The organism is Microbispora sp. KK1-11 (assembly GCF_006874435.1).
In the GTDB taxonomy this organism is placed as follows: domain Bacteria; phylum Actinomycetota; class Actinomycetes; order Streptosporangiales; family Streptosporangiaceae; genus Microbispora; species Microbispora catharanthi.
In genome coordinates this window covers 35866-55731 of sequence record NZ_VIRJ01000023.1, presented here as the reverse complement: position 1 = coordinate 55731, position 19866 = coordinate 35866, and the positions used below count along the sequence as shown (strand labels likewise).

At 71.7% G+C, this 19866-nt stretch carries 18 protein-coding genes; 9 read left to right on the top strand and 9 right to left on the bottom strand.

Translation table 11 applies throughout. The features are described 5' to 3' along the window. Positions 1–205: 205 nt before the first annotated feature. The 3 genes from FLW16_RS28315 to FLW16_RS28305 form a co-directional block, all read right to left on the bottom strand. Complete coding sequence (locus tag FLW16_RS28315; RefSeq protein ID WP_142563185.1) at positions 206–595, bottom strand: DUF6247 family protein; 390 nt, start codon at positions 593–595, stop codon at positions 206–208. Between the two features lie 150 nt (positions 596–745). After that, a complete protein-coding gene (locus FLW16_RS28310) occupies positions 746–1087 on the bottom strand; it encodes an MmcQ/YjbR family DNA-binding protein (protein WP_185949625.1) in 342 nt (113 codons plus the stop codon). A 147-nt stretch (positions 1088–1234) separates the two neighbouring features. After that, entirely contained in the window at positions 1235–1975 is a 741-nt protein-coding gene (locus tag FLW16_RS28305; RefSeq protein ID WP_142563184.1) for a methyltransferase domain-containing protein, read from the bottom strand. A gap of 28 nt (positions 1976–2003) precedes the next feature. On the opposite strand from FLW16_RS28305, the gene FLW16_RS28300 reads away from it, so the two are divergent. After that, entirely contained in the window at positions 2004–2432 is a 429-nt protein-coding gene (locus FLW16_RS28300; protein ID WP_142563183.1) for a MerR family transcriptional regulator, read from the top strand. A 9-nt stretch (positions 2433–2441) separates the two neighbouring features. Here FLW16_RS28300 and FLW16_RS28295 read toward each other — a convergent pair whose 3' ends face one another. The 3 genes from FLW16_RS28295 to FLW16_RS28285 all read right to left on the bottom strand — a co-directional run bounded on the left by FLW16_RS28295 (position 2442) and on the right by FLW16_RS28285 (position 5690). Continuing rightward, positions 2442–3863 (bottom strand): MFS transporter, encoded by a 1422-nt coding sequence (locus FLW16_RS28295; protein ID WP_260615649.1) that lies wholly within the window; start codon positions 3861–3863, stop codon positions 2442–2444. A 213-nt stretch (positions 3864–4076) separates the two neighbouring features. Further along, complete coding sequence (locus FLW16_RS28290; protein WP_142563182.1) at positions 4077–4625, bottom strand: NADPH-dependent FMN reductase; 549 nt, start codon at positions 4623–4625, stop codon at positions 4077–4079. Positions 4626–4784: 159 nt separating this feature from the next. Then, positions 4785–5690, bottom strand: a complete 906-nt coding sequence (locus FLW16_RS28285; protein WP_142563181.1) for a MerR family transcriptional regulator — start codon at positions 5688–5690, stop codon at positions 4785–4787. A 116-nt stretch (positions 5691–5806) separates the two neighbouring features. Here FLW16_RS28285 and FLW16_RS28280 point away from each other — a divergent pair, with 116 nt between their 5' ends. The 8 genes from FLW16_RS28280 (at position 5807) to FLW16_RS28245 (ending at position 16863) form a co-directional block, all read left to right on the top strand. Further along, on the top strand, positions 5807–6628 hold the full coding sequence (locus FLW16_RS28280) for an SAM-dependent methyltransferase (protein WP_142563180.1): 822 nt from the start codon (positions 5807–5809) through the stop codon (positions 6626–6628). 91 nt (positions 6629–6719) lie between these two features. After that, positions 6720–7157, top strand: a complete 438-nt coding sequence (locus FLW16_RS28275) for an ester cyclase (RefSeq protein ID WP_142563179.1) — start codon at positions 6720–6722, stop codon at positions 7155–7157. 17 nt (positions 7158–7174) lie between these two features. Further along, entirely contained in the window at positions 7175–8071 is an 897-nt protein-coding gene (locus FLW16_RS28270) for a LysR family transcriptional regulator (RefSeq protein ID WP_185949623.1), read from the top strand. Positions 8072–8627: 556 nt separating this feature from the next. Further along, positions 8628–9071, top strand: a complete 444-nt coding sequence (locus tag FLW16_RS28265) for a DoxX family protein (protein ID WP_142563177.1) — start codon at positions 8628–8630, stop codon at positions 9069–9071. 265 nt (positions 9072–9336) lie between these two features. After that, on the top strand, positions 9337–11799 hold the full coding sequence (locus FLW16_RS28260) for a glycoside hydrolase family 9 protein (protein WP_142563176.1): 2463 nt from the start codon (positions 9337–9339) through the stop codon (positions 11797–11799). 13 nt (positions 11800–11812) lie between these two features. Next, positions 11813–14551: a glycoside hydrolase family 9 protein gene (locus tag FLW16_RS28255; protein WP_142563175.1), complete on the top strand. Its 2739-nt coding sequence runs from the start codon at positions 11813–11815 to the stop codon at positions 14549–14551. A gap of 63 nt (positions 14552–14614) precedes the next feature. Continuing rightward, positions 14615–16039: a cellulose binding domain-containing protein gene (locus tag FLW16_RS28250; protein WP_142563174.1), complete on the top strand. Its 1425-nt coding sequence runs from the start codon at positions 14615–14617 to the stop codon at positions 16037–16039. A gap of 68 nt (positions 16040–16107) precedes the next feature. Then, the gene (locus tag FLW16_RS28245) at positions 16108–16863 is read left to right on the top strand and encodes a ribonuclease HII (protein WP_142563173.1); all 756 of its coding nucleotides are present in this window, start codon (positions 16108–16110) and stop codon (positions 16861–16863) included. A 55-nt stretch (positions 16864–16918) separates the two neighbouring features. On the opposite strand, the gene FLW16_RS28240 is transcribed toward FLW16_RS28245, so the two are convergent. The 3 genes from FLW16_RS28240 to FLW16_RS28230 are packed head-to-tail and all read right to left on the bottom strand — an operon-like array spanning position 16919 to position 19864. Further along, positions 16919–17938, bottom strand: coding sequence for a LacI family DNA-binding transcriptional regulator (locus FLW16_RS28240; RefSeq protein ID WP_142563172.1), 1020 nt, complete (start codon positions 17936–17938; stop codon positions 16919–16921). Then, positions 17935–19020 (bottom strand): Gfo/Idh/MocA family protein, encoded by a 1086-nt coding sequence (locus FLW16_RS28235; protein ID WP_142563171.1) that lies wholly within the window; start codon positions 19018–19020, stop codon positions 17935–17937. The genes FLW16_RS28240 and FLW16_RS28235 overlap by 4 nt, the downstream gene beginning before the upstream one ends. Position 19021: 1 nt before the next feature. After that, on the bottom strand, positions 19022–19864 hold the full coding sequence (locus FLW16_RS28230; protein ID WP_142563170.1) for an amidohydrolase: 843 nt from the start codon (positions 19862–19864) through the stop codon (positions 19022–19024). Positions 19865–19866 lie beyond the last annotated feature (2 nt).

Genomic DNA, 19866 nt, shown 5'->3' with positions numbered 1-19866 from the left:
GATCAGGGTAGGTGACCATGCCATAACCGCCGTCGCCGAACGTTCGCGTCCGCATTGGGGCGTCTGGCCGTGCACTGACAAGGGAGTGGCCGTTCCACGGCGCGACTTGAAGAAACACAGTCACCTCGTGGAACGCCGCGAGCGCCTCCGCGGGAAGAGCGGCGATCTGCTCGTCTACTTGCTTGCTCTTACCGACCGTGTACATCTAGAGGTCAAGTTCCACACCGAGCTCGGATGCTCGTTCGGCCAGAACCTCCCGCAACGGTTTCCCCTGGACATATTCGCCACGTTCGATCTGCTCTTGGACGCGAGCGCCGTGATTCAGGACCGTTTCATACTCCCCGATCGCCTTCATCCTGGCCATGTGCCACCAATGAGCGAGCAGGGCGTTCACCGGAGCGAGGTCCAGTTCATCGGTGGCCTTGGCCATAGCCTGCCGGTAGTCCCTGTCGAAGTACTCACGATCGGCCGGAGGAAGGCACGCACGAATGTTGCGCGGAGTCCGATCGCCCTTCAGGGACTCCACGATCTGTTCGGGCGTCCGAACGCCGATCAGATCGTGCGGCTCGGCCGTGATGCCGCTACCTTCTCGCACTTGTGGGTACCCCGGCTCGTCGAGCGGTTCGAGATACCTCCCATCGAGCTTAGCCGTCGTAGGCCGGCGGAGTGGGCACCACATGAGGAGGGCATGGGGCTGCGGGTCGCCACCTCACTCGATGCGCGGCTCGACGACGGGGGTCTGCGGTCAGCTCGCGTCGTACGCGGCGGCCACCCGTTTGGGCACGACCATGCGCCAGGCGTCGACGACGAGCTCCCGCATCTCGGTCTCGTCGATGGCCGCCATCCTGACCCGGACCCACTGGTAGCGCTCGTCCGAGGGAAGCGGCATGAGGAACTTCTCCGGCTCTGAGGCCACGAGGGCCGCCCGCTCCTCCTTGGGGAACGCGAAGCCCATCAGGGTCTCGTCCGGGGAGACGGAGGCGTAGACGATGCCCCTGACCCGGAACTTCACGTGGTCGCGCACCAGTGCTTCTTCGGTGCGGGGCAGTGTCAGCGCGACCCGCCGCACATCGTCGGCCGTGACCATCAGGCGCCGCCTTCGACGCGGACGGCTCCCACGGCAGCCGGCAAGGAAACATCGAACATCGTCACGGACGAACGGTAGCCCCGGCCACCGACATTCCGCCCGATGCCGCCGCACACACAGCGGACGGGTGCCACCCAGGCCGTACGCTCACGGGCGGCGGGCGGCGGCCAGGAACATGGGCACGGCGAGGAACAGCCTGCCCCGTCGCGCGCGGCCGGCCTGCTCCGCGATCCAGTCGTCGGCCTGCCGCCGGGTGACCGCCCCCGCCGCGTACGCTCCCTCGGCGAGACCGGTGACCATCGGCAGGAGCGAGCCGTCCGTGAAGACACCCGTGCGGACCTCGGCGGTGACGTCCGCGAAGCCCGCGTCGAGCAGGAGGTTGCGGTGCCGGCGGGCCGCGTGCGGGCTGGGAACGGCGTCCGCTCTCGCCCGCACCATGACCCGGGTGAGAGCGGGGTCGTCCGAATCGATCACGAACGTGTCCCAGTCCTGCCCCACCAGCACGATCCGCCCGCCCGGGGCGAGCACCCGCCATGCCTCGGCCGCCGCCCGCGCCGGATCGGCCAGGGCGTGGTAGACCTTGTCGGCCCGATAACCGGCCAGCTCGCCGTCCCAGAACGGCAGGTCGCAGGCGTCCGCCCGGCGGAACTCCAGGCCGGGGTGCCGGGCCCGGGCGACCTCGATCATCTGCCCGTCCACGTCCAGGCCGATCGGCTCCGCGCCCAGGGCGGTCATCTCCCCGACGGCCGTTCCGGCGCCGCAGCCGACGTCCGCCACACGGCTCCCGGCGGCCAGGCCGAGAAGTTCGTACGAGCGGGCGCGCAGCGCCACCTGGCCCGGATGCCTGTCGACGCGGTCGAGAAGTGCGATGAGGGTGTTGTTCGACATGGAGGACAGCGTCCGACTTAATGTCGACATGAAGTCAAGCGCGACCATCGGCATCGGCGAGGCGGCCGCCCGGTTCGGCCTCGCGACGCACGTCCTGCGGCATTGGGAGTCGGTGGGACTGCTGACACCCGCCCGGGTCGCGGGCGACCGGCGCCGTTACGGCCCCGACGACCTCTTCCGGGTGGCCGTGATCCTGCGGGCGAAGGAGGCCGGGCTCGGCCTCGACGAGATCCGCGAGATGATCGCCACCCGCGCGGCGTCCGAGCGGCGTGAGATCCTCCGCCGCCGGCAGGCCGAGCTCCGGCGGCGCATCGAGCAGGCCCGGGCGGCGTTGGAGGTGGTCGAATGCGCGCTGGGCTGCGACCACGACGACGTCACCGGCTGCGCGCACTTCCAGCGGGCCGTACGGGAACGGATCGGCCTGCCGGCTCCCGCGCCGCTGACCGGCACCCGATGACGGGAACGGTCATCCGGCGGCGTCCCGGTCCTCCTGGCCCGGCACCGTACGGAGGGTGATGACGATCGCGGCGATCCACAGCAGGGCCGACAGGCCACCCGCCCATCGCAGGCCGGCGGTGAACCTCACGGCGTCGGCGGGGTCCTGCACGATGGCGCCGAGGACGGCGACGCCGAGCGCGCCGCCCGCCTGCCGGGCGGTGTTGTTGACGCCCGAGGACAGGCCGGGGCGGGAGGGGGGCCCGGCACGCAGCGCCGCCGCGACCACGGACGCGGTGAGCAGGCCCATGCCGAAGCCGAGTCCGAGGAGCGCGGGGAGGAGCGCCGCGTAGGGGCCGGTGGGGGTGACCAGCGACAGGCAGGCGGCGCCGGCCGCGCCGAGCAGCAGCCCGCCCAGCATCGGGAACCGGGGCCCGTAGCGGGCGGCGAGCCGCCCGGTGATCGGCGCGCACAGTGCGAGGGGGGCGAACAGCGGCAGCAGCATGACGCCGGCGGACAGGGCGTCGTGGTGGCGGACACCCTGGAGATACAGGGTGACGACGAAGACGAAGCCGATCCCGACGAAGTTCATCAGGGCGGCGACGGCGTTGGCGCCGACGAAGCGGGAGCCGCCGAGGACGGACGGCGGGAAGAGTGGCTCGGGAGCCCGGCGCTCCCACCAGGCCAGGGCGGCCGCGCCGAGCACGGCGACCACCGCGGCCCCCGCCATCTGGGCGGAGACGCCCGAGTGGCCGTACGCGATGGCGCAGTAGGTGAGGGCGAGCAGGGCGACAGCCGCGGCGAGCACGCCCGGGACGTCCAGCCGCCGGTCGGGTGCGGGCTCGTCCCTGCCGACGCGGCGGAGGGTGAGCACGATGGCGGCCGCGACGACGGGCAGGTTGACGAGGAAGACCGAGCGCCAGCCGGCGAGGGTGACGAGCAGGCCGCCGAGCACCGGGCCGCAGGGCAGCGCCAGGGCGGACACCCCCGCCCAGACACCGAGGGCGCGGGCCTGCTCTGCGCGTTCCGGAAAGGTCGTGTTGACCACGGCCAGGGTGCTGGGCAGCAGCAGCGCGGCGGCGAAGCCCTGCAGGGCGCGGGCCGCGACCAGCGTGCCGACGCCGGTGGCGAGGCCGCACAGCAGGGAGGCGGCGCCGAAGAGGGCGAGCCCGGCGACGGCGACGGCACGGTGTCCCAGCCGGTCTCCCACGACGCCGGCGGCGAGCAGGCAGGCGGCGAGGACGACGGTGTAGGAGTCGACGACCCACTGCATGCCGGGCAGGCCGGTGCGGAGGTCCGAGCCGATGTGCGGCAGGGCGACGTTGACGACGGTCACATCCAGTTGCACGAGGAACATGCCGGCGCACATCACGACGAGGATCGTCCGGCGTCTCCTGCGTGCCGCGGCCGGGTCGGGGCCGGGGATGGTCGGGGAGGTTCTCGTCGACGGCATACGTCATCGTTGCCCGAGATGACTTCGGCCGAAGCCGAAGCGTGGCGGGGACCGGTTCCACGGCGGCTGCCCGGCCGCCTGAAGCGGCTTGCGCGCGTGCGCCGGGAGGCGGCGGAGAGGCGGTGAGCCGAGTCGGCCGAGAAGCCGGATCAGATGCGTGAGGCGTTTGTCCGGATGGGGTGACCGGCCGCCCTCCGCCACCTCGACCGGGGACTATCGGGCGTGGAGCGCGAGCGTTGCGAGCACATCGGTGAGCCGGGCGCGGAACTCCGGGTCGGCGACCGATCCGTCCGCCCCGACCGCGTCCCTGGCGACCGGCAGGCGCACGCAGCACTCGTCAACGACCTCGGCGTCCACGTAGCCCAGGACCTTCGCCAGCTCCGCGTAGGCGGCGTCCCCCCGCCCCGGAGCGGCGACGTTGATCCAGGCCACCGGCTTGCGGTTGAGCTCGCCGCCGCCCACCGTCCAGTCGAGCAGGTTCTTGAAGCTGCCCGGCAGGGCTCCGGCGTACTCGGGCGTGCTGAACACCACGGCGTCGGCCGCGGTGATCCGCTCGCGCAGCACCCGCACCGCGGGATGCGGCCGCCCGGGATCCTCGTCGGGGGTGAAGGCGGGCAGGTCGGCCAGCCCTTCGTACAGCACGACCTCCACCTCGTCCGGCGCCGCCAGGACGGCGGTCCGCAATGCCGCGGTGTTGGTCGAGGAGCCCCGGGTGCTCCCTGAGACGAGCAGCACGCGCACCGCCTGACGCGACTCACCCATGAGGGCCGCCCCTTCCTGATCGACGACCGCAATGTACAGGCCGCTCTTCCGCACCCGTCGCGCGAGGGGCCGCACCGCGAAGACATGCTCGCCGCGCTCCGGCGTGCCGTCGCACCGGCCTGGGCGAACGGTCGTGATCGGGGTTCCTCGCTCCGGACGTCAGGGGTGGGCGCGAAGTGCGGCGAGGAGCCAGGCGAAGTCGTCCGCGTGGGACGGCTTCGGCTCCCGGCCGTTGATCACGGCCATGAGATGCCGGTAGCGCTCGGCCTCGGCGAACAGGCCGGCCTCCAGGCGCTCCCTGACGGCCGCCCGGCCGTCGGCGTCCATGTCGCCGAGCAGCCGGCCGACGACCTCGGCGGCCTCGGGCGAGTCGGGGCGCACCCCGTTCTCCCGGGCCTGACCGACCTGCCAGACGACCTTCTTCGCGAACCACATGAAGGCCCCCGGCTCCTGCCCCGCGCGGTTCCGCGTGTTGTGCTCCACCATGTCGCGCATCCGCCGCCGGAAGTCCGGGTCGCGCACGAGTTCGGCGAGCTCCACCCAGGCGTCCACCTGCTCGGGCGTGGGGTCGTCGGGCAGGCCGATCTCGGTGTGCCGCAGCCGGTTCCTGAGCTCCGGATCGGCGTCCAGGCCGCCGAAGACCTCGTCCACGAAGTTCTCGATGACGCGCCGCCGTTCCTCGGCGGACAGCCGTGCCAGATCGTTCAACAGTTTCGTCTCCTCCGTGCCGGACCGCCGCCTCGCGACGGTGCAGAGCACCGCGCGCCGGATCCGCAGGGTGCGGATCTGCGCGTCCAGTGCGTCCACATGGACGGCGGCGACGTCGGCCAGGGTGACCTTCCGCTCCAGCACCCGCCGTACGTCGTCCAGGCCGAGACCGAGATCCCGCAGCGTCCTGATGAGCTCCAGCCTGGCCACGGCGCCGGCGTCGTAGAGGCGGTAGCCTCCCTCGCTCCGCTCCGCGGGCGGCAGCGCGCCGACGTCCGACCAGTACCGGATCGTGCGCACCGGCATCCCGGTGCGGCGGGAGAGCCACCCGATGGTGAACAGCCCCTCGTCGTCCATGACACCGAGTCTGGTCTCTCCACCGGCTGGAGACTCAAGAGCCGGTTCTCACGGCTATGCCGCGGGCCCGCGAGTCTCTAAGGTGGGGCTTGATCACGTGACCGCAGGAGGACCAGGTGAGCGAAGGCTCGGCGGACGGCCCCGGCGAGGAGCACCGTCCCAAGCTCGACACGAGCGTGCCGCACTCGGCACGCATCTGGAACTACTTCCTGGGCGGCAAGGACCACTTCACCGTCGACCGGGAACTCGGCGAGCAGATCCGGCAGGCGTACCCCGGCATCGTCGACATCGCCCGGCAGTCGCGGGGCTTCCTCGGCCGGGCCGTACGGCACCTGGCCGGCGAGGTGGGCATCCGGCAGTTCCTCGACATCGGGACCGGTCTGCCGACCGCCGACAACACCCACCAGGTGGCGCAGCGGGTGGCGCCGGAGTCCCGGGTCGTGTACGTCGACAACGACCCCCTCGTGCTGGTGCACGCGAACGCCCTGCTGACCAGCAGCCCGCCCGGCGTGACCGACTACATCGAGGCCGACGTACGCGAACCGGACGAGATCGTGAAGGCCGCGTCGAAGACGCTCGACTTCGGCGAGCCGGTGGCGCTCATGCTGCTGGGGATCATGGGTCAGGTGCTCGACGACGAGGAGGCGTACGCGATCGTGCGCCGGCTCATGGACGCCCTGCCGTCCGGCAGCCACCTGGTGTTCGAGGACGGCACGAAGGTCGTCCTGCCCGAGGCGGCCGACGAGGCGGAGCGCATCCGCGCCGAGGGCGGCGACCCCTACCGGCTGCGGACGCCGGGGCAGATCGCGCGCTTCTTCGACGGCCTCACGCTGCTGGAGCCGGGGGTGGTGTCGGTGTCGCGGTGGCGGCCCGATCCCAGCCAGTTCGGGGAGGCGTCCGAGGTCGACGCGCTGTGCGGAATCGCCCGCAAGGGCTGACCCACCGACGCGCCCCCACGCCTGCCCGACGCACGCCTGCGTCGCCGCCCGTCGCCGCGGGTAGGAGTTCCAGGACGGGGACGGGAGGCGCATGGCTGAGATCGGCGCGCTGCTCGACGCGCTCACGGACGCGATCAGCTCCCAGGACGAGGAGCGGGTGCTCCGCTGCTTCACCACGGGGGCCGTCTTCGTCACGCCCGCCGGCGTGATGGAGGGTCACGAGCAGATCGGCTGGTACTTCCGGCAGCTCTTCACGGCGTTTCCCGACATGCACAACGAGATCACCGCATCGGCCGTCCTCGACGACACCATCATCACGGAGTGGACGTTCAGCGGCACCCACACCGGGATGCTGCTGCTGCCGGGCGGCACGGAGGTCATGGGCACCGGCCGCCGCGTGGTCTTGCCGGCGGCGGGCGCCTACACGATGGGCGACGACGGCGTGTTCGCCAGCGGGCGGGTCTACTACGACCAGTTGGCGTTCTACCGGCAGACGGGCTGCGACCTGCGTCTGCGCAGGACCGCCTGATCTCCCCATACTGGAGCGTGGACTCCGGCCCGCCGCTGCGCGACATCGGCTGCTTCGCCCTCGTCGCCCGGCACCTCAGCTTCTCCCGCGCCGCCGCCGAACTGGGCGTCTCCCAGCCCGCCGCGAGCCAGGCCGTCGGCCGTCTCGAGCGCGCGCTCGGAGTCCGCCTGTTCGAGCGGACCAGCCGGGAGGTCCACCTGTCGCCGGCCGGCAAGAGGCTGCTGCCGTACGCCGAGGCGTTGCTGGAGTCGGCGGCCGCCTTCTCGGCCGAGGCGAGTCGGCTCGCCGCGCCGGAGGGCGCCGGTGTCCGCCTGGCCTATCCCCCGCCGGCCGGCGGCCTCGCGGCGCGGATCGCCCGCCGGATGGCCCGCCGTGATCCCCCGGCCGAGGTGGAGTTGCGCCCGGCCGGCCGGGCCGCCGCCGTCGCGGCCCTCGCCGCCGGCGAGGTGACGGCGGCGATCCTCGCCGCCCCCTTCCCGCGGGAGCTGACCACCGCCGCCCGTTTCCACGTGCCCGTCGGGCATCTGGCCGTGCCGGTCGGGGACCCGCTCGCCGGCCTGCCCCGCCTGCAGCCCGAACGGCTCGCGCGGCACCGCGTCCTGCTGCCGCGCGAACGCCCGCCCGGCGGGATGTGGGCACGGCTCGCCGCCCGCGTCGGGCCGCACCGGCAGCACGTGGTGGCCGACGAGATCGACGACTTCGCCGCCGCGCTCGACCTGGTCGCGGCCGGGGTCGGCCTGCTGCCCACACCCTCCCTGGTCGTCACGTCCGTCCGCAGGGACGACGTCGCCTTCGTCCCCCTGGACGCGGGCGACCTTCGCCTGACGTACGCGCTCGCGTGGCGGGGCGAACGGCTGTCGGCCGGGTTGATGGCACTCGTGCGGACGGCGCAGGAGTGCCTCTGGACGAGGTAGCCCGCGGTTCCCGGCGGTGACGCGAGAAAGTTTCACGCCGCCTGCCGGAGCGGGACCGTCCACATCTCCGGAGAATCGGCAGGTGACCGGGGTTACGTCACGGATTTGCCGACACGGTGTCGCCATTTCCTGACGGAGGATTACTTGAACTCTTGACTATGGGTACTTCTGTGAGCATTCTTGGGGCTACGCCGCCCTGCGCGTATTCGCCGCAGAATAAGCCGGGAGCGGCCACGTGGCCCACGGGTGAACCGCCGAAGCCGCCAGCGACGATGCTGCTCATTTCGGGCTTTTACCAGCGGTTCTGGGTCTTTTGCTCGCACATCCGCGCGGCTTCACGCCGCCGGACGTCCAATTCGCCGACAATGTGAGCCACGGAACGCAGGAAATGACGGCCGATTTACTTTGCCATGACTGCGAATAGGCGACGGCCGTGGTTTCCCGTTTCCCTTCCGCCGGATATCGGCTTTCCGGCGCGTTCCCATCGGCCGGCCCGGCTCGCGTCCGCACGCATGCGGCGCGGTCCGTCCGGCAGGCACGACAAGAAGGTGATCACATGAAAACGGACCAGATTCAGGGACCAGTCCTCTCGCTTTTCCGCATCGTGACGGGACTGCTGTTCGTCTGCCACGGCGCGGCGACGATCTTCGGCGTGCTGGGCGGCGCCCGCGGCACCGGTCACGCCATGGCGTTCGGCACGTGGCCGGGCTGGTGGGCGGCGGCCATCCAGCTGATCTTCGGGACGCTCGTTCTCGCCGGGCTGTTCACCCGGGTCAGCGCGCTGTTGTGCTCCGGCTCGATGGCGTACGCGTACTTCACGGTCCACGCGCCGCAGGGCCTGTTCCCGATCCGGAACGGCGGCGAGGCGGCGGCCATGTTCTGCTGGTCGTTCTTCCTCATCGCGGTCTTCGGGCCCGGCGCCTGGGCGCTGGACACGCTGATCCACCGGATGCGGCACCACGAGGTCGAAACGTACGCGCCCGCGCCGGCACAGGCGTAGCCACACCGCGCCGCCGCCTGCCGCGCCCTGCCAACAGGCGGGCGGCGGGCGGCGGGCGGCGGGCGGCGGGGTGAAAGTTTCAGCTCCGCGACGCGCCCTCGGCCGTCCTGACCTGGACGTACCGCTCCGTGACCGGAGCGTGCTTGGATCGCGCCACCTCGCGTACGCACGATCCGGGCGGGAGCCCTCCCGAGATCGTCCCGCCCGTTTCCGGGGCGGCCCCGCACGGCGGGGCCGGCCCGTCGTCCTTTCCGAGGGGCACGTGATGCGACTACCGCGACGGCTGCTGAGCGCGAGCACGGCGACCGCACTGGCCGGCGCCCTGCTGGCCGTCACCTCGACCTCCACCCCCGTTGCGGCCGCCTCCTTCAATTACGGCGAGGCGCTGCAGAAGTCGTTCCTGTTCTACGAGGCGCAGGAGTCGGGGCACCTCCCGTCCGGCAACCGGGTGACCTGGCGGGCCGACTCGACCGTCAACGACGGCAAGTCCGCCGGGGTGGACCTGTCGGGCGGCTTCTACGACGCGGGCGACCACGTGAAGTTCGGCTTCCCGATGGCGGCCATGACCACCACCCTGGCCTGGGGCGGCGCGGACTACCGGGCGTCCTACGAACGCTCGGGCCAGTTGCCGTATCTGCTGAACACGCTCCGGCAGGCGGGCGACTACTTCATCCACGCCCACCCCGAGCCGAACGTCCTGTACGTCCAGGTCGGTGACGGCGGTGAGGACCACTCCTACTGGGGAGCGCCGGAGACCGTCGAGGCCAAGGGCCACAAGCGGCCGGTCTACAAGATCACCGCGTCGTGCCCGGGCACCGACGTCGCCGCCGAGACCGCCGCCGCGATGGCCGCCTCGTCGATCGTCTTCCGGCCGACCGACCCGGCGTACGCCGACACGCTGCTCACCCACGCCAGGCAACTGTTCACGTTCGCCGACACGACCAAGGGGACGAACGGCCGCGACACGGCGTACGTGAACTGCGTCAGCGCCGCGCAGGGGTTCTACAACTCCACAGGCGAGGGCGGGCAGGTCGAGGGCGCCACGAAGATGTACTGGGACGAGCTGGCCTGGGCCTCCGTCTGGCTCTACCGGGCCACCGGCACCGCGAGCTACCTCGACCGGGCGCGCGAGTTCTACCCGAAGATGGGCAGCCAGGAGGACCCGGGCAGCAACGGGCAGCAGGTGCCGGTCTTCAACTTCGGCTTCGGCTGGAACGACAAGCAGTACGCCGTCTACGAGCAGATGGCCGAGCTGACCGGCGAGCAGAGGTACAAGGACGACGTCCAGCGCTACCTGGATTACTGGACCGTCGGATACAAGGGCAAGAAGGGCACGATCACGCCCGGCGGCCTGGCGTACATCTTCTACTGGGCCTCGCTGCGCATGGCCGCCAACACGGCCTTCGTCGCGATGAAGTACGCCGACTTCCTCGGCTCGGGCGACCCGCTCTACGCGCGCTACCACGACTTCGGCAAACGGCAGATCGACTACGCGCTCGGCGACAATCCCCGGCACTCCAGCTACATGATCGGCTTCGGGACCAACCCGCCGCGCAACCCGCACCACCGCGGCGCGCACGGCTCCTGGACCAACGCCGGTCCCGACGGCGAGCCCGCCGTCAGCAGGCACGTCCTGTACGGCGCGCTGGTCGGCGGCCCGGACGGCGCCGACGCCTACGCCGACAGCCGGGGCGACTACGTCAAGAACGAGGTCTCCCTCGACTACAACTCCGGCATCACCAGCTCGCTGGCCGCCCTCTACGGCAAGTACGGCGGCTCGCCCCTGGCCACGCTGCCCCGTGAGACGCCCGACGGCCCGGAGTTCTATCTGGAGCCGGCGATCACCCACACGACGCGGGAGACGGCGGCCAAGACGTTCGTCATCAACAAGTCGGCCTGGCCGGCGACCGTGCTGGACAAGGCGAAGTTCCGCTACTACTTCACCCTGGACGGCTCGACGACGGCGAGCCAGGTCACGGTGAGCACGTCCTACACGCAGTGCAAGCAGCCCACCGGGCCGCACCTGCTGGAGGGGCGCACCTACTACGCAGAGGTCGACTGCACCGGGACGCTCATCTTCCCCGGCGGCCAGTCGGAGTACCGCCGCGAGGTGCAGCTCCGCATCGGCGTCGCCGACGGCGCGACGTGGGACCCGTCCAACGACTGGTCGGCCAAGGGCGCGGACCACATGACCCTGTACGGCAACGACGGCCGCCTCATCTGGGGCACGCCGCCCGGCGCCGAGCCGTCGCCCAGCCCCAGCGTCTCCCCGTCCGCGTCACCATCGCCGTCGCCGTCCGCATCGCCCTCGGCGTCCCCTTCGGCCTCACCGTCCCCCAGCCCGTCGGTATCGCCGAGCCCGTCCCCCTCGCCCAGCCCGTCTCCGTCTCCGTCGCCGTCTCCGTCGGCCGGTGGCAGGTGCACGGTGACGTACGCGACCAACGACTGGGGCGGCGGGTTCACCGCGACCGTCACGATCGCCAACACCGGCACCACCACGATCAACGGCTGGACCCTGAAGTTCGCCTTCCCCGGCACCCAGAAGATCAGCCCACCCGGCTGGTCGGCCACCTGGACCCAGACCGGCACCAACGTCACCGCCGCCAACCTCGACTGGAACAAGACCATCAACCCCGGCCAGTCCACCCAGATCGGCTTCCAGGGCACCTACACCGGCAGCAACCCCAAACCCACCGCCTTCACCCTCAACGGCACCACCTGCTCCTGAGACGAGGCCATCCATGAGACTCCTGTCCCTGGGCGCGGTGGCCGCCGTACTGGCCGCCCTGCTCGTCCCGGGCCCGGCGCCCGCCCAAGCGGCGAGCTCGTACGACTACGCCGAGGCCCTGCAAAAGTCGATCTACTTCTACGAGGCGCAGCAGTCGGGCAGGAAGCCCGCCTGGAGCCGGGTGGAGTGGCGCGGCGACCGCACGCTGAACGACGGAAAGGCCGCCGGGGTGGACCTGTCCGGCGGCTGGTACGACGCGGGCGACCACGTCAAGTTCGGCTTCCCGATGGCGTTCACCACGACCATGCTGGCCTGGGGGCTGGTCGAGAACCGCACCGGCTACGGGACCCAGCTCACGCCCATGCTGAACAACCTCAAGTGGGCCACCGACTACCTGATCGCCGCCCATCCCGATCCGGAGACGTTGTACGTCCAGGTGGGCGACGGCAGCGTGGACCACGCGTACTGGGGACCACCCGAGGTGATCGACATCAAGGGCATGTCGCGGCCGGTCTACAAGATCACGCCGACGTGCAAGGGGACCGACGTCGTCGCCGAGACGGCGGCGGCCATGGCGGCCTCCTCGATGGCCTTCCGTCCGGCCGACCCGGCGTACGCCGACACGCTGCTGACGCACGCCAGGCAACTGTTCACGTTCGCCGACACGACCAAGGGCTCCAACGGTCAGGACACGGCGTACACGAGTTGCGTGCCGGGCATCTCCGGCTACTACAACTCGACCTGGGAGGGCGGTTCCGACCACCCGGGCGCGACCAAGATGTACTGGGACGAACTGGCCTGGGCGGCCGTGTGGCTCTACCGGGCCACCGGCACCGGGAGCTACCTGGACAAGGCCCGCGAGTTCTACCCGAAGATGGGCAGCGAGCCCGACGTGGGCCAGGGCGCGGGCGGAACCACCGTCCCCGCCTACACCTTCGGCCTCGGCTGGAACGACAAGGAGTACGGCGTCTACGCGCTGATGGCCACGCTGACGGGCGAGCAGCGATACAAGGACGACGTCCAGCGCTACCTCGACTACTGGACCACTGGATACAAGGGCAAGAAGGGACCGGTCACCCCGGGCGGCCTGGCGTACATCTTCAACTGGGCGTCGCTGCGCATGGCGCTGAACACCGCGTGGGTGGCCCTCGTCTACGCCGACCATCTCGGCTCCGGCGACCCGCTCTACGCCCGCTACCACGACTTCGCCAAGCGGCAGGTCGACTACGCCCTCGGGGACAATCCCCGCCACTCCAGCTACATGGTCGGCTTCGGGACCAACCCGCCGACGCACGTCCACCACCGGGCGGCCAGTGGCCAGTATCTCGGCTACATGAGCGACACCACCGGCCCGAACCTGCACGTCCTGTACGGCGCGCTCGCCGGCGGCCCGGACCAGACCGACGCCTACACCGACAGCCGCACGGACTACGTCCGCAACGAGGTGGCGATCGACTACAACTCCGGCATCACCAACGTGCTCGCGCGGTTCGCCAAGGAGTACGGCGGGACACCGGTGGCGGGCTTCCCCGCCCCTGAGCAGAAGTACGACGAGATCACCGCCTCGACCGGCAACGTCTACAGCGGTGTGGACGGCACCTCGCTGACCGTCACCATCACCAACACGTCGAACTGGCCGCCGCGCGTCCTCCAGTCGGGCAAGGCGCGCTACTACTTCACGCTCGACGGCTCCACTTCCATCTCCCAGGTGAAGGTGACCGGCGGAGACGGCAACGGCTGTGCCGTGACCGGACCGGCACTCGCGCAGGACCGCACCTACTACGCCGAGGTGGACTGCACGGGCAAGCCCATCTACCCCGGCGACGCCCAGCTCTACCGGCGCGGCACGCAACTGCGGATCTCGGTGCCGAACGGCGCGACCTGGGACCCGGCCAACGACTGGTCGACGTCGGCCTCGTCGCACGTGCCGGTGTACGACGGGAACACGCTGGTGTGGGGAACGCCGCCCGGCGGCACGCCCAGCCCGTCCCCCTCGCCCTCCCCGTCCCCTTCTCCGTCCCCGTCGCCTTCACCCTCGCCGTCGTCCTCGCCTTCGGTGGACACCACGCCGCCGAGCGCGCCCACCGGGCTGCGGGTCTGCGGGGCGGACTTCGTCAACGCCGTCCCGATGTGCTGGACGGCCTCGACCGACGACACCGGGGTCGCCGGCTACGACGTCTACATGAAGCAGGGCTCGGGCTTCACGAAGATCGGCTCGTCCACGTCCACGCTGTACGTCGCGGACAAGCTGGTGGCCGGAACCGGCTACACGTTCTACGTCGTGGCCAGGGACGCGGCCGGCAACACCAGCCAGCCCTCGGCGACGCTCACCGCGACCGCCCAGTCCGGCCTGCCCAGCCCGTCGCCCAGCCCGCCGGTCTCACCGAGCCCGTCCCCCTCGCCCAGCCCGTCGCCGTCGCCGTCTCCGTCGGCAGGTGGCGGATGCACGGTGACCTATGGCACGAGCGACTGGGGCGGCGGCTTCACCGCGACCGTGACCATCGCCAACACCGGCACGACCGCGATCAACGGCTGGACGCTGAAGTTCGCCTTCCCCGGCACCCAGAAGATCACCCTGCCCGGCTGGTCGGCCACCTGGACCCAGACCGGAGCGAACGTCACCGCCGCCAGCCTCGACTGGAACAAGACCATCGCCCCCGGGCAGTCCGTCCAGATCGGCTTCAACGGCACCTACACCGGCGCCAACCCCAAGCCCACCGCCTTCACCCTCAACGGCACCACCTGCTCCTGATCCCCCGACGGCCCGGTGCGTCCCCCGGCGCGCCGGGCCGCCCCAATCGGAAAGGTGAACCACATGCCCGTCAAGGGTCTCCGTCCGGTCTCAGTGATCCTGGGCGCCGGCCTCGCGCTCGCCGCGTCCGCCGCGCCTGCCGCCGGCACCGCGGACACCAGCCCGCCCAGCGTGCCGGGAACGCTGTTCCAATGCCCGCTGCCCGGCGCGCCCGGGTCGGGCCTCGGCGTCGGCGTGTCGCTGTGCTGGGGCGCCGCTACCGACGACGTCGGGGTGACCGGCTACGACGTCCAGATCAAGCAGGACGGCGTCTTCACGGCCTTCCGAACGACGACCGGCACCGGTTCCATCGTCAGCGGCCTCACCCTTGGGCAGTCGTACACGTTCCGGGTGATCGCCAGGGACGCGGCCGGGAACGCCGGCCCGCCGTCCAACGAGGTGACGGCGAACGCGAACTACCTCAGCGGCATGTCGCCGTCCGGTCCCCCGCCCAGCCCGTCCCCGATCGACCGGACCCCGCCGACCCGCCCGGAGGGGCTGGGGCCCTACAGCGTCTACATCAACGGAGCGGCCGGCCTGACCTGGACCCGCTCGACGGACGATGTGGCGGTCTCCGGCTACGACGTGTACGCCTGGATCGACGGCGCCTTCAGCAAGGTGCCGGCCCAGGTCTCCGCGCTGGCCGACGACAAGGTCCTCGCGATCGTGGGCCTCACTCCGGGCCGTGACTACCTGTTCTACGTCGTGGCGAAGGACGCCGCAGGCAACCTCAGCGCACCCTCCGACCTGGTCCGCCAGCGGGCCATGGTCGAGCCGCCCGCCGCCAGCCCGAGCCCCGGGACGGACACGACGCCGCCCGGCACCCCGACCGGGCTGACCTCCGTGACCGGGATGGACATACCCGGCGGAGTCTTCCTCGCCTGGTACACCGTCGGCGACGACAGCGGGGTCCCGCCCAAGTACGACCTGTTCCGGCGGACCGACCACGGCTACGCCTACGAGGGCGAGAACGGCATGCCCCGTGACATCGTCTCGGGCCTCGAAGGAGGCAAGCCGTACACCTTCCAGGTCGTCGCCCGCGACGCCGCCGGCAACCTGAGCAACCCCTCGGCGCCGTACACGGCCGTCGCGCAGCCCGGCGGAACGTCCTCGCCCAGCCCGTCGTCGTCCCCACTCGGCTGCAGGGTGACGTATGCGACCACCACCTGGGACGGCGGGTTCACCGCCACCGTCACGATCACCAACACCGGCACGGCCGCCGTCGAAGGGTGGAGGCTCGGCTTCGGCTTCCCGCTCGCCTCCCAGCGTGTCACCAACGGATGGTCGGCCGTCTGGACCCAGTCCGGCACCGGTGTCACGGCCGAGAACTACGAATGGAACAAGACGCTCAAGCCGGGCCAGTCGCTGTACCTCGGCTTCAACGGCGCCTACACCGGCAGCAACCCCAAACCGGCCGCCTTCACCCTCAACGGCACCGCCTGCTCCTGACCCGGACCCGGCGGCCCGGCCGTCCTCTCACAGACGCGCCGGCTGCCGGTGACTGGGATGATGGCGGGATGACCGACGCGTTGCCCGGGCTCGAACCCGGCGCTGCACTCGCCGCACCGCCACGCCGGGCGGCCGGATACGAGATCGAGGACGAGCTGCGCGCCGCCGGTGCGGTCCACGTCGCGGGTGTGGACGAGGTCGGCCGCGGCGCGTGGGCGGGACCTGTGGTGGTCTGCGCCGCCGTCACCGCCTTCGGCCCACCACCCGAGCTGCCGGGACGCGGGGAGCGCACGGTCCGCCTGACCGACTCCAAACTGCTCGGCCCGGCCCAGCGCGAGGCGTTCGCGGCGGTCCTGCCGGGCTGGCTCACCTGCCACGCGTACGGCGAGTCGAGCCCGGAGGAGATCGACGAGGTCGGCATGACCGAGGCGCTGCGCCGGGCCGCGTGCCGAGCGTTGGAGGCCCTGCCGTTGCGGCCCGACGTGGTGCTCCTCGACGGCGCGCACGACTTCCTCGGCCGGCCGTGGCGGGTGCGGTGCGAGGTCAAGGCCGACCAGCGCTCGGTGTCGGTGGCAGCCGCATCGGTGCTGGCCAAGGTGCACCGCGACCGCCTGATGGCGGAAATCGGCGAGGAGCACCCGGCGTACGGCTTCGCCGCGAACGCGGGCTACCCCTCCCCCGTCCACCAGCAGGCTCTGGCGGAGACGGGGCCGACCCCGCACCACCGGCTGTCGTGGTCGTACCTCGACGACCTCCCCCAGTGGCGGCACCTGCGCAAGCACCGCGATCCCCTCGCCGGCTCCGGCCAGATGACCCTCCTCTGACGCATCCCCGCCGAGCGTCCCTACGCCGCTCGGCGGGGCGCTCAGGTGCTGACGATCAGCCGCCCGGACCCCCGCCGACCGGCGGGGCGGTGGAGCGGCGGGCGATCAGCTCTATGGGGCCGTCGAGCACCTCGGCCACGCTGTCGTCCGGCTTGAGGCTGCCGAGCAGTTCGACACCCCTACGGCCCAGCTCGGCGAGCGGCATGCGGACCGTCGTGAGCGGTGGCGCGAGGTAGCTCGCCAGGTCGAGGTCGTGCACCGCCACCATCGAGACGTCGCGGGGGATGTCCAGCCCCGCCTCCCGTACGGACTCCATCGCGCCGATCGCGGAGGCGACGTTGGCCACGAAGACGGCGGTCGGCGGCTCGGGGCCGGCGAGCAGCGCGGCCATCGCCGCGGCCCCGCCCGCCGGGGTGTAGTCGGCCGCGACGATCGGGCCGTCGGGCAGGCCCGCGTCGCGCATGGCCGCGCGCCACCCCGCCGACCTGCGCAGCGCGGTGTCGGCGCCCTCGGGACCGGCCAGATGGGCGATCCTGCGGTGCCCGAGCCCCACGAGGTGCTCGACCGCGAGCCGGGCGGCCCGCTCGTCGTCGAGGATGACGTAACGCTTGACCGCCGGGCTCCTGCGGTTGAGCATGATCCACGGCACGGCCATCCGGTCGAGCTGCGCGAGCAGCTCCGACTCCCCCTCGGCCCCGGCCAGCAGCAGGCCGTCGATGCGGCCCTGGCCGAGCAGGTCCATGTAGCCGCCGAGTCCGGCCCCGGTGGAGCTGCCCGTCACCAGCACGCAGCCGAGACCGGCCGCCGCCGCCTCGGCGCCCTTGATGATCTCCGCGTACACGGGGTTGGCGAAGTCGGGCAGGAACAGGCCGAACATGTGCGCGCGGGCCGTGCGCAGGCTGCGGGCCGCGGCGTTGGGGCGATAGCCGAGCTGCGCCACCGCGGCCAGCACCCGCTCACGCGTCTCCGGCCGGATGCTGAGCGCGGGATCGTTGTTGACGACCCGCGAGACCACGGCACGGTCGACCTTCGCCAGCGCGGCGACGTCGGCGAGCGTCACCCGGGCGCGCTTCACAACGCCCCCGGACGCCGGCTCTCGCCGGTCTCCATCGACTGGTACAGCGCCTCCATGAGACGGAGTGTGCCCAGGTTGTCGGCTGCCGCGGTCTCCGGCTCCCCGCCATCGGCGATCGCCGCCAGCAGCGACCCCATCGGCCCCGCGACCGCGTCCGGCAGCCACCGGGTGGTCACCGGGTAGGGCAGCCAGCCGTCGGTGGGCAGCACGCGGCTGCTGACCTCCAGGGTGTCCGGGCGGCCGTGCGGGTAGTCGTACAGCAGCCCGAGGGTGCCCCTGATCGCGCCCTCGGTGCCGTCGATGCGGAACGCCGCCTCGTAGTCGCCGGTGCGGTTCTCGTGGTGGGCGTGGACCAGCGCCCGCACGTCGCCCGGGTAGACCAGCACGCTCATCGTGCGGGTCTCGCCCTTGGCGGCCTGCCCCGCCGTACGGCTGCCGGTGCAGAACACCTTCTCGGGGTCGCCGAGGATCGAGCGGATGGCGTCCAGATAGTGGATGGAGTGGTAGACGATCTCCAGCCGGTCGGTGGAGACGAGCCAGTCCCAGGCGCTCCAGTCGGTGAAGATGTTCACGGTGAACGTCATGGCCGTCGGTTCACCGATCCAGCCCTCCCGGACCATGGCGCGGGCGGCGGCGATGCCCTCGTCGAAGCGCAACTGCTGGTTGACCGCCACCTTCAGCCCGCGATCGGCGGCCAGGGCGACGATCTCCCGCCCGGTAGCGAGGTCGGGCGCGAACGGCTTCTGACAGAGCAGGTGCTTGCCGGCCTCCAGCGAGGCCCTCGCGATGCCGGGCTGCGCGTTCGGCGCCACCGCGATGTCCACCACGGCCACCCGCTCGTCGGCGAGCAGTTCCTCCAGCGAGCCGTACACGCGGGGCACACCGTGCCGTCCGGCGACCTCGCGGGCCCGCTCCGCGTTCAGGTCGAAGATCCCGGCGATCTCCAGCCCGGCCTTCCGGTAGGCCGGCAGGTGGGCCACGTCGACGATCGCCCCGGCGCCCACGACCGCGATCGGCAGCCGGTGCGCCTCGGGGATCGCCAGGTCGGCGGCGGCCGCGATCGGCGCGAAGACGTCCAGCACGTCACACCTCGATTCGGTAGAAACGGGCGGCCGTGCCGCCGAGCACGGCCGCGCGGTCGGCCTCGGACAGGCCGGCGAGCAGCACGTTCGTCTCGCGCCACACCGTGGCGTAGTCGCCGGCGAGGATCGAGACGGGCCAGTCGCCGCCGAACATCAGCCGCTCGGGACCGAACAGCTCCATCGCGTGGTCCACGTACGGCCGCAGGTCGTCGGCCGTCCAGCTCTCCGGGTCGGCGGCGGTGTTGAGGCCCGACACCTTGGCGTACACCTGGGGATATTCGGCGGCGCGGGCGATCAGGCCCGCCCACGGCTCCCAGCCCTTGTCCTTGATGGGCGGCTTGGCCAGGTGGTCGATCACCATCCGCAGCCCGGGGATCCGCTCGGCCAGCACCGGCACGTGCTCCAGGTGGCGGGGCAGCACCGCGACCACGTCGAACGGCAGGCCCGCCTCGGCGAGCACCCCCAGGCCCTCGATCACCGCGTCGCGGAGCAGCCAGTCGGGGTCGGGGTCGTCGTGGATGAGGTGGCGGACTCCGGCGAACTTCGGATGCAGACGGTAGCGCTCCAGCGCCTGCGCCGCCTCGTCCGGCCGCTCCAGCGGCACCCAGCCGACCACGGCCGCCACGAAGTCGTACGCGTCGGCCTGTGCGAGCATCGCGTCGGTGTCGGCGAAGGAGTCCATCGCCTGGACGAGCACCGTGTGATCGACCCCGGCCTCGGCGAGTTGCGGGATCAGCTCCTCCGGCTCGAAGGTGCGGTAGATCGGCCCGGCCTCGGGCGTCAGCCAGGGGTAGGAACCGGTTTCCAGGTTCCAGAGATGCTGATGCGCATCGATGACGGGCATCC

What these genes read in the sequence shown, in the direction of transcription:
- FLW16_RS28285 (WP_142563181.1), bottom strand. Translation starts at nt 5,690, where the DNA reads ATGGACGACGAGGGGCTGTTCACCATCGGGTGGCTCTCCCGCCGCACC.
- FLW16_RS28230 (WP_142563170.1), bottom strand. Translation starts at nt 19,864, where the DNA reads ATGCCCGTCATCGATGCGCATCAGCATCTCTGGAACCTGGAAACCGGT.
- FLW16_RS28310 (WP_185949625.1), bottom strand. Translation starts at nt 1,087, where the DNA reads ATGGTCACGGCCGACGATGTGCGGCGGGTCGCGCTGACACTGCCCCGC.
- FLW16_RS28275 (WP_142563179.1), top strand. Translation starts at nt 6,720, where the DNA reads ATGGCTGAGATCGGCGCGCTGCTCGACGCGCTCACGGACGCGATCAGC.
- FLW16_RS28265 (WP_142563177.1), top strand. Translation starts at nt 8,628, where the DNA reads ATGAAAACGGACCAGATTCAGGGACCAGTCCTCTCGCTTTTCCGCATC.
- FLW16_RS28305 (WP_142563184.1), bottom strand. Translation starts at nt 1,975, where the DNA reads ATGTCGAACAACACCCTCATCGCACTTCTCGACCGCGTCGACAGGCAT.
- FLW16_RS28300 (WP_142563183.1), top strand. Translation starts at nt 2,004, where the DNA reads ATGAAGTCAAGCGCGACCATCGGCATCGGCGAGGCGGCCGCCCGGTTC.
- FLW16_RS28245 (WP_142563173.1), top strand. Translation starts at nt 16,108, where the DNA reads ATGACCGACGCGTTGCCCGGGCTCGAACCCGGCGCTGCACTCGCCGCA.
- FLW16_RS28290 (WP_142563182.1), bottom strand. Translation starts at nt 4,625, where the DNA reads ATGGGTGAGTCGCGTCAGGCGGTGCGCGTGCTGCTCGTCTCAGGGAGC.
- FLW16_RS28260 (WP_142563176.1), top strand. Translation starts at nt 9,337, where the DNA reads ATGCGACTACCGCGACGGCTGCTGAGCGCGAGCACGGCGACCGCACTG.
- FLW16_RS28255 (WP_142563175.1), top strand. Translation starts at nt 11,813, where the DNA reads ATGAGACTCCTGTCCCTGGGCGCGGTGGCCGCCGTACTGGCCGCCCTG.
- FLW16_RS28250 (WP_142563174.1), top strand. Translation starts at nt 14,615, where the DNA reads ATGCCCGTCAAGGGTCTCCGTCCGGTCTCAGTGATCCTGGGCGCCGGC.
- FLW16_RS28295 (WP_260615649.1), bottom strand. Translation starts at nt 3,863, where the DNA reads ATGCCGTCGACGAGAACCTCCCCGACCATCCCCGGCCCCGACCCGGCC.